12 protein-coding genes are annotated in these 11518 nt (G+C 62.6%); 7 read left to right on the top strand and 5 right to left on the bottom strand.

Annotation, left to right across the window (positions count from 1 at the left end; genetic code table 11):
• Position 1: 1 nt before the first annotated feature.
• The 3 genes from AC2FLM_RS19665 (at position 2) to AC2FLM_RS19655 (ending at position 1417) form a co-directional block, all read left to right on the top strand.
• Entirely contained in the window at positions 2–268 is a 267-nt protein-coding gene (locus tag AC2FLM_RS19665; RefSeq protein WP_234220165.1) for a hypothetical protein, read from the top strand.
• A 10-nt stretch (positions 269–278) separates the two neighbouring features.
• Positions 279–923: a DUF1523 family protein gene (locus tag AC2FLM_RS19660; RefSeq protein WP_234138671.1), complete on the top strand. Its 645-nt coding sequence runs from the start codon at positions 279–281 to the stop codon at positions 921–923.
• 125 nt (positions 924–1048) lie between these two features.
• Positions 1049–1417 (top strand): c-type cytochrome, encoded by a 369-nt coding sequence (locus tag AC2FLM_RS19655; RefSeq protein WP_234144658.1) that lies wholly within the window; start codon positions 1049–1051, stop codon positions 1415–1417.
• 6 nt (positions 1418–1423) lie between these two features.
• On the opposite strand, the gene AC2FLM_RS19650 is transcribed toward AC2FLM_RS19655, so the two are convergent.
• On the bottom strand, positions 1424–3001 hold the full coding sequence (locus AC2FLM_RS19650) for a DUF5928 domain-containing protein (protein ID WP_496859591.1): 1578 nt from the start codon (positions 2999–3001) through the stop codon (positions 1424–1426).
• A gap of 147 nt (positions 3002–3148) precedes the next feature.
• Between AC2FLM_RS19650 and AC2FLM_RS19645 the strand changes: the two genes are divergently transcribed.
• Positions 3149–3967: a sulfotransferase family protein gene (locus tag AC2FLM_RS19645; protein ID WP_234138681.1), complete on the top strand. Its 819-nt coding sequence runs from the start codon at positions 3149–3151 to the stop codon at positions 3965–3967.
• 218 nt (positions 3968–4185) lie between these two features.
• On the opposite strand, the gene AC2FLM_RS19640 is transcribed toward AC2FLM_RS19645, so the two are convergent.
• A complete protein-coding gene (locus tag AC2FLM_RS19640) occupies positions 4186–5154 on the bottom strand; it encodes a sodium-dependent bicarbonate transport family permease (protein ID WP_496859590.1) in 969 nt (322 codons plus the stop codon).
• 100 nt (positions 5155–5254) lie between these two features.
• Here AC2FLM_RS19640 and AC2FLM_RS19635 point away from each other — a divergent pair, with 100 nt between their 5' ends.
• Complete coding sequence (locus AC2FLM_RS19635; protein ID WP_234144332.1) at positions 5255–6184, top strand: hydrogen peroxide-inducible genes activator; 930 nt, start codon at positions 5255–5257, stop codon at positions 6182–6184.
• A 149-nt stretch (positions 6185–6333) separates the two neighbouring features.
• On the opposite strand, the gene ilvD is transcribed toward AC2FLM_RS19635, so the two are convergent.
• Positions 6334–8166: a dihydroxy-acid dehydratase gene (gene ilvD, locus AC2FLM_RS19630; protein WP_234216355.1), complete on the bottom strand. Its 1833-nt coding sequence runs from the start codon at positions 8164–8166 to the stop codon at positions 6334–6336.
• 179 nt (positions 8167–8345) lie between these two features.
• Between ilvD and AC2FLM_RS19625 the strand changes: the two genes are divergently transcribed.
• Positions 8346–8909 (top strand): helix-turn-helix domain-containing protein, encoded by a 564-nt coding sequence (locus tag AC2FLM_RS19625; RefSeq protein WP_234138811.1) that lies wholly within the window; start codon positions 8346–8348, stop codon positions 8907–8909.
• A 278-nt stretch (positions 8910–9187) separates the two neighbouring features.
• Here AC2FLM_RS19625 and AC2FLM_RS19620 read toward each other — a convergent pair whose 3' ends face one another.
• Together AC2FLM_RS19620 and AC2FLM_RS19615 are read right to left on the bottom strand one after the other, a co-directional pair.
• Positions 9188–9955: an isocitrate lyase/PEP mutase family protein gene (locus AC2FLM_RS19620; RefSeq protein WP_496859589.1), complete on the bottom strand. Its 768-nt coding sequence runs from the start codon at positions 9953–9955 to the stop codon at positions 9188–9190.
• Positions 9952–11025, bottom strand: coding sequence for a bifunctional transcriptional activator/DNA repair enzyme AdaA (locus AC2FLM_RS19615; protein WP_496859588.1), 1074 nt, complete (start codon positions 11023–11025; stop codon positions 9952–9954). The genes AC2FLM_RS19620 and AC2FLM_RS19615 overlap by 4 nt, the downstream gene beginning before the upstream one ends.
• A 163-nt stretch (positions 11026–11188) precedes the next feature.
• On the opposite strand from AC2FLM_RS19615, the gene AC2FLM_RS19610 reads away from it, so the two are divergent.
• A complete protein-coding gene (locus AC2FLM_RS19610; protein ID WP_234138692.1) occupies positions 11189–11506 on the top strand; it encodes a DUF3775 domain-containing protein in 318 nt (105 codons plus the stop codon).
• Positions 11507–11518: the final 12 nt, after the last annotated feature.

Here is an 11518-nt window from a genome sequence, read left to right as displayed (position 1 = left end):
GGTGATCGGACTTCTCAGGCTTGTCGTTGTCCTGCTGGTGGTGCAGACCGTGGCCTATATCGGCCTGTCGCTCTATTCCCGGGCGGTGCGGCGTGGCAAGCTGGCGCGCTGGTGGGAGGAAAAGGGCAAGACCGGCGACAAGGAAGCCTTTGTCGCGCGCGGTCTCAGGGCCTATGACAAATCGTTTCGGCGCAAGCTGATCCTGGGGGTCTACTTCGTGCCCTGGGTGCTGATCGCAGTGCTGATCTATATCGTGAATTTCAAGTGAGGACCTGGCCATGCGCTATGTCAAATGGGTGATCATCGGGCTGTTCTGGCTCAGCGTCGCCGCCTTCCTGCACTATACGTTGCCGCAGCGCGACATCGTGCGCATCGTCAACACTTATGAGGAACGGCAAGAGCTGAACGACTGGACCCGCATCTTCTGGTCGCGACCCGACGACCAGTCGGTGGCGATCATCAACCGCGATGTCCAGTTCATCCAGGGGGTGACACCCGAAGGCCGACCGCGTGTCTATCGCAACGAGGATACCAGCTGGAGCTGGCCGCCCTATTTCAAGTTCGACACCGCCAATCTCTATACCGAGGCGAATGACGCGATTTCGTCAAAGGACAAACCTGAATGGGTAGCGGTCACCCATTACGGCTGGCGTAATGAATTCCTGTCGATCTTTCCCAACGCGGTCGCAATCAAGCCGGTTGCGGGGCCGGATGTCCGCCTGATCCCCTGGCTGAACATCATCATCCTGATCCTGCTGGCCGCGCTGGTCTGGGCGATCTGGGTACGCTGGCGGCGGTTCCGGCAGCGGCGCATCGATCCGGTGATCGAGGATGTCGAAGACAGCCTCTATGCGGCCGGCGAGGCGATCGAAGAGCGTCGGGGGCGGTTCCGGCGCTGGTTGGACAGCTGGAAATCGAAATAGAACTTCATGCTTGACCTTTCACCGGCTGGAACCTTCAGAAGCGGGTGAAAGTTCTTGGGGAGCATGAAGTGAATCGCGCTGTCATCATCAGTCTGGCCGTGGCCGTCGCCGTGGCGGCATATGTCCTGTATCCGCGATCAAAGGCGGTCGAACCGGTCGCCTCGAATACAGGGGTGGCGTTGGTGTCTGTGACCCTGCCTCAGAGCCTGTCAGAGAATGCGCAGATCGGTGCCCGGGTGTACGAGGCAAAATGTCTTGTCTGCCACGGTCCCAACGCAGAGGGGCAGGATGGGGTCGCACCGCCCTTGGTACACAAGATTTACGAGCCGTCCCATCATGGAGACGAGGCGTTTCAGCGTGCGGTTTCTCAAGGTGTGCGCGCGCATCACTGGCGGTTTGGGGATATGCCTCCGGTTCAGGGCCTTAGCCGGGCCGATGTTGCAATGATCATCAGCTATGTCCGAGAGCTTCAGATTGCCAATGGCATCCGCTGAGATGGTTCAATCGGCAAAAAGATGGTCGGTCTGGGTGATCCGCAACGCCTGATCCCAGGGGATCGACAGGAACTCGGCCACCTTGTCGGCGTTCTCTTCCGGGGTAGAGGTCTGGTGAACCCGGCCATATCGGGCAAAGCCGGCATCGCGGATGCGGTCCGCCTCATAGGTCATTTCGTTGCGAATGGTGGGCAGCAATCGTTCCAGCGTCGCCTTGGGCGTGCGCTCGCCGGCCAGCCCCACCCGATAGGAATGGCCGATCAGGTAGTCGTCGGTGAACTGGCATTCGACTTCGAGCATCCGGGTCATCGAGCGGTCGGAAAAGAAATCGTGCATCAGATCGAGGTTTGAAGGATCGAGGCAGATCACCAGTCGATCGGTCTCGAAATACTCGAACAGCATTCGCATCAGGGCGCGGCGGTGGCGGGTGCGTTTCTCCAGAGTTGCCTGAATGCCGCCCAGGTCAGGGAGCGGTGTGCTTTCCTCGTTGAACAGGTATTCGATGGTGGGCACGTTGGTAACTTGCCGGATCTGTTCCAGCAACCGCTTGGCCACGTGCCATTTCTTGCACACCACGATCATCAACTCGCGTTCGCGCCCCAGCGTGCTTTCGGTCTCCCAGAACCGCATGGCAAAGCGGCGCCCGATCCGGCCGCGTCCAGTCAGGAACTTGTAGAGGTTGCGCCCCTCGTTCGAGATCTGGAACTGCACCCCATGCGCGGCATAGAGCCGGCCCAGACGCGCCTTCAGCTCCTTCGCCTCGGGGCTGATCTTGCGGGCGAACAGAAAATCCTGGCTAAGCAGCAGGTCGTAATGGTCGTTGTAGAAACTGACCGGCATGCCGTAATCCGAGAACATCAGAAAGGTCAGCGTGCGCGGGTCGATCTCGTGTTCGGGGATCAGGTGCCGGACCAGAGTCTGGAAAAAGGTTTCGTCCGGGATCCATGTGGTGGCAAAGAATCGCATCACGTCGCGGCGCTTGCGGGTGAATTCGAGGATCCATTCGATGGTCCGGCGGCGCAGGCACCACCATTGGCTGCCGATCATCACCTGGATGTCGCCCGGAATTTCGCGGGTCAGGCCGAACCGTTTCTGTGCCTCGAACATGGTGTAGAACAGGCGTTTCTGGGTGCGCTCGTTGAACCAGTGGCGATAGATCAGTCGCTCTTCTTTCCAGCCGGTCTTGATCCAGTCGCTTTCGAAATAGTCGAAACTTTCGATGTAATCCTTGTCCTCAGCATCCAGAAAGCTGTGGGCGTATTCGGCGGTCTTGATCGCCATGCAGTCGCCCGACAGCATGTAGAAATGGGTGGCGCGAGGAAATTCCTCGACCGCCGCCTCGATGGCGTTCAGCGTGGCCTGCACCAGCGACCATTCCCCCCAGCCGCATTTGATGCGGCGCCGGGCAAAGGTGACGTTGGGGTTGTCGGACAGCGCGTTGCGGATACGGGCATAATCTGCCTTGCGTGCGCTGGCGTCGAAATGGATCGACATGTAGTCGCCTGCGGCGGTCAGCCGCTCTGCCTGCATGATGATCGCATCCGGATCCTTGTGGCACAGGAGAATATAGGCGATTTTTGCCATATCGGAAACGATCGGTCCCTGTTTCTGCTCTTTGTCTACCCTGATAAAGGTGAAGGCCGATTGAATAAACAGAGTTTATTTGTTTTTTTGGTTAGCAAAGACGCCTGAAGCCAGACTAAGGCGGAACAGGCAAAGGAGGCAAGGCAGATGGGTTTTCCCGGCACTTGGATGACGGAAAGTGAAAGCGTGGTCTATCGGGTGGTGCCGAAATGCGCCTGCTCGACCATCGGACAGATCATGTACTACTCGGATCATGGCGCGTTCTTCGATGGCGACATCCACGATGCGCAGTCCGGGTTGCACAAATGGGCGCTCGAGGCCAGCCAGGGGCCGATCACCCGCAATGTGAAGGCGCATAGGTCCTATTCCTTCACCTGCGTGCGCAATCCCTATACCCGTATCCTCAGTTCGTTTTTCGACAAGATCTGCGGCATCCAGCGCAACGGCAAGCGCTATCGTGGCAATCTGGTGCCGATGCTGGTCTATAAATACGGTGTCGAGGTCGGTGGCGAGGACGGCAAACAGGAGTTTGACCAGATCGCCAGTTTCCGCCGGTTCCTGCTGTTCGCACGCGACACCATCCGCTGGCGGCGGCCGATGGACCCGGACATTCACTGGTCGGCCATGTCGGGCCATATCTCGACCTTCATCTGCAACGGTGGGCGCTACGACAAGATCTTCTGGACCGAGGCGTTCAACGACGGCATGCAGGAGGTGCTCGATAATATCGAGACGCCGCACAAGGTCAGGCTCGACAAGATCCCCCGCTTCAACGAGAGCGAGGGGCACGGACCGAAACGGCTGCATCCGGTCGAGGATTACTTCGACGATCTGTCGAAACACTTGGTCTATGAAATCTACAAACGCGATTTCGACCTGTTCAAATACGATTTCGAGAACCCGGCCAACAAGATGCCAATCGACGAGATCGACCTGGACGAGGTGCACGCCAAGCTGGGCGAATAGGGCGTCGACCACGACCCCGCCCAGTTGCGCAGGGTTCTATCCGCGGTGCAGGTTGCTGGCGCGCGATCTATTGCGTTCGCGGTCTGCTGTCCTGTGACAATGGCCTCGAAGAGCTGTCCTGCGAGATAGTCAATGCGAACAGCGAGCGGGTCGCGACCGCCTTGACGGGGCGGACACCGCTGTTCAGCCAAAGTCGGAACAGCGGCGCCCGATATGGGTCAGTTGACCCCGGCCAGCCACAGGTAAAGCGGCAGGCCCAGCGTGACGTTAAAGGGAAAGGTCACCCCCAGAGACAGGGTCAGATAGACACCGCTTTCGGCGCGGGGCAGGGCGATCCGCATCGCGGCGGGCACCGCGATATACGAGGCCGAGGCCGCCAGCACCATCAGCAGGAACAGGCCGCCCGGCGAGAGCGGGATCAACTGACCCAGACCAAGCGCCAGAAGACTGGACAGGACCGGCATCAGCAGACCGAAGGCAAACAGACCCGGCGTCAGCAGCGCCCGGTTGCGCAGCAGGCTGCGTCCGGCGGACAGGCCCATGTCCAGCAGGAAAAGGCACAGCACACCGGTGAACGGGGTGACGATGAAGGGCGCGATGGTCTCCATCCCGTCGCCGCCGGTGGCCGCGCCGATGACAAAGGCGCCCAGCAGTAGAACGATGGACCCATTGGCCAGCAGGTCGCGCCACAGGTGATCGGTGCCTTCGGTCCGGGCGCCGCCCCGATGCGCCAGCCACAGCGCCGACAGGATCGCGGGCACTTCCATCGCGGCGGCCACCGCAATCATGTAGCCCTCGTAGTTGTAGCCGCCCAGTTCCAGCAGGCTGGTGGCGGTAACAAAGGTGACGATAGAGATCGACCCGTAATGCCCCGCCACGGCGGCGGCGTTCATCGGGTCGAGCCGGGTCATCGCCCGCAACAGTAGATAGGCGGCAAAGGGCAGCGCAAAGGACAATGCGACACCGGCACCGATGGCCGCGAAGAGGTCGGCGTGAATGCCATGCTCCGCCAAGCTGGCACCGCCTTTGAAGCCGATGGCCATCAACAGATAGATCGACATCAGCTTGGCCGCGCCTTCGGGGATCGACAGGTCGCTTCGGGCGAAGGCGGCGATCAGGCCGAGGGCAAAAAACAGGATGGTGGGGGTCATGAGATTGACGGTCAGGCTATCGAGGATCAGAGGCATGAGAAGTCCTTGGTTTCGTGCGTTCGCGTCTCATCGCTTGCCTTCACGGATAAGGCTAATACATGATGTCAGTGGTATTCATAGTTTCAGGCTATCTGTCATGCGCCCCTCTCTGCGTCAGCTCGAATACATCGTCGCCGTTGACCGGCTGGGCCGGTTCGGCCTTGCTGCGTCGGCGCTGAATGTCAGTCAGCCGAGCCTTTCGGCCCAGATCGCCGAGGTCGAGGCCGAGCTTGGCCTCCGGCTGTTCCATCGCAGCCGTACAGGCGTAGTTGCGACGGCGCAGGGGGCCGAGCTGATCCGCCGCGCCCGACGTATCCTGCGCGAGATGGAGGACCTGCGCGCCGCTGCGTCGGGTGGGGTGCCCTTTGGCGGGCGGTTGCGGCTGGGCGTGCTGCCCTCGATCGGCCCCTATCTGTTGCCCGGCGTGGTCAGCGCCCTGCATCGCAACCACCCCGAATTGCGTATCCTGGTGCGTGAGGAAAGCACCCAATGGCTGGAGCAGGGGCTGAAGGCCGGGCGGTTCGATCTGATCATCTCGACGCCCGAGGATCATCCCGGCACGGTGCAGACACGGCTGTTTTCCGAGCGCCTCTGGATCGCTGTGGCCCGCGATGATGCGCTGGCACGCGGTGTGGGTCCTGTGCGCGCGAATGATCTGCGCGGGCGGATGTTCCTGACGCTTGATCGGGGTCACCGCCTGTCGCGCATCGTCTATGCGCTGGCCTCGGAGTGCGGCGGTGTGGTGTCCGAGGAATACGAGGGCACCAGCCTGGACGGTATCCGGCTGATGGCGGCCTCGGGCGCGGGAGTGGCGATCCTGCCCGAGGTCTATGTGCGCCGGCAGGGAGAGGCCGGGCATGAAACGGTGTTGCGCCCCCTGGTGGCGGCGCAGGCAAGCCGGGACATTGCGCTGCTGCAACTGGGTGGCGGCGAGGAAATGGCCGGCACCGGCCTGATCGCAGGCGCCTTGCGGCAGGGTGCAGAGGCCTTGGGGATCGCGGGGGTTCGGGCAGGGGACGAAACCTGAAAACGGGGCCCTCCCGCCCGTCGTCGATGTTTCTGGCGAAACATCTCCTCCCGTTGGGCCGGGCGCCGCGCCAGTGGCGCGGCGCCCGGATCGCCAGTTTGCGGGCGAGGATGCCCGTCAGGGCGGACCGAGCCGCCCCTTGAGCCAGATCAGACCTGACGCACCGCGCCCTTGGCGGCGCTGGTGGTCAGCTTGGCATAGGCCTTGAGCGCGGTCGACACCTTGCGTTTGCGCGGTTTGGCCGGGTGCCAGCCCTTGGCCTCTTGCGCGGCGCGGCGCGCGGCCAGAACCTCGTCCGAGACCGCCAGATGAATGCGGCGGTTGGGAATGTCGATCTCGATACGGTCGCCGTCTTCGACCAGACCGATGGTGCCTCCCTCGGCCGCCTCGGGCGAGACGTGACCGATCGACAGCCCCGAGGTACCGCCCGAGAAGCGTCCGTCGGTCAGCAGCGCGCAGGCTTTGCCGAGCCCCTTCGACTTAAGATAGGAGGTCGGATAGAGCATCTCTTGCATGCCCGGCCCGCCGCGCGGCCCCTCATAACGGATCACCACAACGTCGCCTTCCTTGACCTTGCCGGTCAGGATGTTGTTGACCGCATCATCCTGGCTCTCGCAGACATGGGCGGTGCCGGTGAATTGCAGGATCGAGGCGTCCACACCGGCGGTTTTCACGATACAGCCGTCCTCGGCGATGTTGCCAAAGAGGACCGCAAGCCCGCCATCCTGACTGAAGGCATGCTCTTTGGAGCGGATCACGCCGCCTTCGCGATCGGTATCCAGCTCCTTGTAACGGTTCGACTGGCTAAAGGCCTGGGTGGTACGCACGCCGCCGGGCGCGGCTTTGAACAGGCTCTCGGCCTCGGGGTTGTTGGCGACCTTGATATCCCATTTCGCAATTGCCTCGCCCATCGAGGCCGAATGTACCGTGCCGCAGCCGTCATGCAGCAGCCCGGCGCGGCTCAGCTCTCCCAGGATCGAGAAGATGCCGCCCGCGCGGTGCACATCCTCCATATGGACGTTTGCGGTATTGGGCGCGACCTTGCACAGGCAGGGCACCTTGCGGCTGAGCCGGTCCATGTCGGACATGGTGAAATCCACCTCGCCTTCATGGGCAATGGCCAGAAGGTGCAGCACGGTATTGGTCGAGCCGCCCATGGCGATATCCAGGCTCATCGCGTTTTCAAACGCCTCGAACGTCGCGATTTCGCGCGGCAGCAGGCCCTTCTCCTCGCCCTCGTAATGGCGTTTGGTGATCTCTACGATGCGGCGACCGGCTTCGAGGAACAGCGCCTTGCGGTCCGAATGGGTGGCGAGCGTCGAGCCATTGCCCGGCAGCGCCAGCCCCAGCGCCTCGGCCAGGCAGTTCATCGAGTTGGCAGTGAACATGCCCGAACAGGATCCGCAGGTGGGGCAGGCGTTTTCCTCGATATGCTGCACCTGTTCGTCGGTGAACTTGTCATTGGCGGCGGCGACCATGGCGTCGACCAGGTCGATCTTGGTCATTTCCAGATCGGCGATGTCGATCTTGCCCGCCTCCATCGGCCCGCCCGAGACAAAGATGCAGGGGATATTGAGCCGCATCGCCGCCATCAGCATGCCAGGCGTGATCTTGTCGCAGTTCGAGATACAGACCATCGCGTCGGCGCAATGGGCGTTGACCATGTATTCGACGCTGTCGGCGATGACCTCGCGCGAAGGCAGCGAATAGAGCATGCCGTCATGACCCATGGCGATGCCATCATCCACCGCGATGGTGTTGAATTCCTTGGCGACACCGCCTGCGGCCTCGACCTCGCGGGCGACCATCTGGCCCAGGTCCTTCAGGTGCACATGTCCCGGCACGAACTGGGTGAAGGAATTGACGATGGCGATGATCGGCTTGCCGAAATCGCTGTCGGTCATGCCGGTCGCGCGCCAGAGCCCGCGCGCGCCCGCCATGTTGCGTCCATGGGTCGAGGTTCTGGATCGGTACATTGGCATCTTGCTGTTTCCCTATTGCCCGCAGCGGGCGGTTGATCTCTGAGGGCGCGGTTGGAGGCGCCGGTTGGTTTTCGCCTTGTCCGGCCCCAGCCAGGCCCTTGTTTGCCAGGGGCGGACGTTATAGCGTACGCTACAGCATGGACGTTATAACGCACAAGAGAATTCGCGGGGCAAAAGGCATGCAGCCGGATGAAATTACCCTGAAACTGCGCGAGGTGCGGGCCGCGGCGGGACTGAGCCTTGCCAAGGTGGCCGAGCTGACCGGCGTCAGCAAGGCGATGCTGGGACAGATCGAGCGTGGCGAATCAAGCCCGACCATCGCCACGCTGTGGAAGATCGCCAAAGGGTTCCAGATGCCGCTGAGCGCGCTCATCGGCCCTGCCGCGCTGCGCGATCCGAACGATGCGCGGCTCTTTCGCACCGTGACCTTTCCCGGCAGTATCGAGGTCAAGATCGTGTTTCCCTTTGACCCGCTCTTGGGGGCCGAGACCTTTCATGTCGCCCTGAAACCCGATCAATGCCACCAAAGCGCCGCCCATGCTGCCGGTGTCACCGAAGAGGTGTTCATATTGCAGGGCACGCTGGAGGTTCTGCGCGAAGGGGATTGGGTGCCGCTGGGGGCGGGGCAAGGCCTGCGCTTTGCCGCCGACCTGCCGCATGGCTATCGGGCCGGGTCCGAGGGCGCGGCCTTTCTGAACATGCACCACTATCCGCGCGAAAGACCGGTCCCGGCTTCGGGCTGAGCCCGGTTCGGCCAAGCTAGGCTCAGGACCCATTAATCCTGCACCACTGGTTTGACAGATTTGCTGTCTGACGACGTACAATGTCGCAGGAATAGTGGTTCTATTTCAAGGCACTGAAAGGACGTCAGGCGGCAAATCCGTCAAATCCGAAGGACGCCAAATCCACTTCATCTCAGCGGCTTGGCGCGCTTGGGAATAGCGCCACTATGCCTGGCGCGCCAAACCCCTGATATTTCGCGGATTTGGCGCCAGTGGCGCAGGATTAATGGGTCCTGAGCCTAGAGCGTCAAGGCGGCCTCTGCCGCGCGGGTCAGTTCTGCCATGGCCATGATCCATGGGGCGGGGCCGTGGCTGATGCGGGCCACGCCCAAGCCCGCCAGGCGGGCGTGCTCGGGGGCCTTTCCGGTCTGCATGATGTTGACGGGCAGCGAGGTAGCGGCGCAGATCTCTCCGATCAGGTCTGGCGTGACCAGTCCGGGCAGGAACAGCCCGTTCGCGCCTGCGTCGCTATAAGCGCGCGCGCGGGTCAACGCCTCTTGCACGAGGGCTGGATGATCCTCGGGCGCGCTGCCCTGAAAGAACACATCCGAACGGGCATTGATGAAGAGCGGAACCCCGGTCGCCTCGGCGGCCTTGCGCAGGGTTGTCAGGCGCGCGACCTGCTCGGGCAAGGGCAGCAGGCCCTGTTCACCAATGACGCGATCCTCGAAATTCACCCCGACCGCGCCGGCGGCGATCACCCGTTCCGTATTGGTGGCCAGATCACCGGGGCGACTGGCAAAACCCGCCTCGAAATCGAAACTGACCGGCAATTCGACGCTTCGTGTCATCCGCGCCAGGATTTGCAGCGCGAATTCCAGCGGCATCTGCTGTCCGTCGGCATAGCCCTGAGCGGCCGCCAGTGACCAACTGCCGGTGGCAATGGCGCGCGCACCCGCCTTGGCAATGGCCCGCGCGCTGCCTGCATCCCAGGCGTTGTAGAGGATGAGCGGTTGCCCGGGCCGGTGCATCGCGGCAAAGGATTGGGCAAGGGCGATCTGGTTCATGCGCATGTCCTTTCGGTCTGGGCATAGGCCCGTTCAAGCTCGATCAGGCGCTGTTTGCGCCACAGGCCACCACCATATCCGGTGAGCGCCCCGTCCGCGCCCAGGACCCGATGACAGGGGATCACGATCGCGATCTGATTGGCGCCGTTGGCACGCGCGACTGCTCGGACCGCCTCGGGTCGGCCCAACCGGCGGGCCAGTTCGGCATAGGAGATCGTGCTGCCGGCGGGCAGCGACTGCAAAGCCTGCCAGACCCGGCGAGTAAAGGGCGTGCCGTGCAAGGCCAGGTCAAGGGTGAACCGGGTGCGTTGCCCTGCGAGGAACTCGGTCAGTTGCGCCTGGGCCAGGTCAATGGGTGGCAATCGACCAAAGCCCAGATCGCCCCTGCAACTGGCGTGCAGGCGCTTCAGTTCGGTTGGCAGGGCCTTGCGATCGGCGAATTCCAGCAGGTGCAACCGGGTACGGTCGCTGACCGCGATCATCACGCCCAGGGGGGTGTCGAACCAGTCGGCCCGGAGCATTGCATTGGCGCGAAAGCTGCCCGGTGGCAGGCCAAGATGCCGTGCAAAGGCCGCGCGAAAGGCGGCGGGCGACTCGTATCCGGCCTCGATTTGCGCATCGATCACACGCCCTCCATCTGCCAGCGTGGTCAGCCCTGCCTGCAACCGCGCCTGCCGCGCCATGTCGAGGAACGTCTGGCCGAACTGCCGCTTGAAACTGCGTCGCACGGTCGAGGGGTCGAGGCCCATCTCGGTCAGATCCCCCTCGGTCCAGCGTCGCGCCGGGTCGGTCTCGAGCGCGGTGAGCAGGCGGGCTACCAAAGGGTCGCCCGCACCCTCGGGTCGCAGCGGGCGGCACCGCAGGCAAGGGCGGTATCCGGCGGCGAGACAGGCCGCCACCGTGGGCAGGAAGCGACAATTCTCACGCTTTGGTTTGCGCGCAGGGCAGGTCAGCCGACAGAAGATGCCGGTAGAGGTAACGCCCACATAGGCGCGACCGTCCCAGGCGGGATTGCGCGCCGTGAGCACGGAGTAAAGCGTGTCGTCGTCGGGCAGGAGCAGATCGGTCATGTTCCGAACCTAACGCAAGAGCTGCGCCGGGGTCGCCGGAAATCGGGCGCCTATTACAATTCTCTCGTGCCATCTGGCGCGCGGCCGAGTTTGCGTAAGATCAAAGACGCGATGGCCGTTGCCTGTTTGATGGAAACAGGACACGCGAACAGGAGTTGGCAGAATGTTGGAGATTTCCGCACGCAAGGTGGCGCAGGTGGCGATGATGGCGCGCGAGCTGGATCGGGCCGAGGGCGAATTGCGCGCCTTTATCGACCGGATGAGCGAGGACGAACAGGCCGAGTTGGTCGCGATCATGTGGATCGGACGCGGCAGTTTCGAGGCCGAGGAACTGGGGGAGGCGATCGAGACCGCCAAGGCCGAGGCAACCACCCCCTGCGCCGACTATCTGTTGGGTTCGCCGCATCTGTCGGATCATCTGGAAAACGGGCTGGATGCACTGGGCATCTCGGCAGAGGATGTGGAAAACGATCTGATGTAGGATTTGGCCGAG

It is taken from the genome of Ruegeria sp. SAZD011, assembly GCF_059612545.1.
The sequence above is the reverse complement of the archived record's forward strand: the minus strand, read 5'-3'. Positions and strand labels throughout refer to the sequence as shown.